Annotated in this window: 1 protein-coding gene; it reads right to left on the bottom strand. The window is 57.6% G+C overall.

Features of this window, described 5'->3' with window-relative positions; genetic code table 11:
* Nucleotides 1-16: 16 nt before the first annotated feature.
* Nucleotides 17-290 (bottom strand): 50S ribosomal protein L6 (locus SB816_RS30920; RefSeq protein ID WP_410548108.1); only part of this gene is annotated, 274 nt, incomplete at its 5' end.

Below are 290 nucleotides of genomic sequence, written 5' to 3'. Positions count from 1 at the left end.
CCATGATTGCGCACCCTTACTTCTTCTTCGTTTCTTTGAGGATCACAACCTCGTCGGAATAGCGCACGCCCTTGCCCTTGTAGGGCTCCGGCGGACGGTAACCGCGAACTTCCGCAGCTACTTGACCGACTTGTTGCTTGTTGATCCCCTTGATCACGATTTCGGTTTGCGTCGGAGTTTCAGCCTTGACGCCTTCCGGCATCTGGTGCACCACCGGGTGCGAGAAACCCAGCGACAGGTTCAGCTTGTCGCCTTGCGCTTGCGCACGATAACCGACGCCAACCAGCGTC

Origin of the sequence: Achromobacter sp. SIMBA_011 (assembly GCF_046535435.1) — a bacterium.
Classification (GTDB): domain Bacteria; phylum Pseudomonadota; class Gammaproteobacteria; order Burkholderiales; family Burkholderiaceae_B; genus Achromobacter; species Achromobacter dolens.
This window is presented reverse-complemented; position numbering and strand designations above follow the sequence as displayed.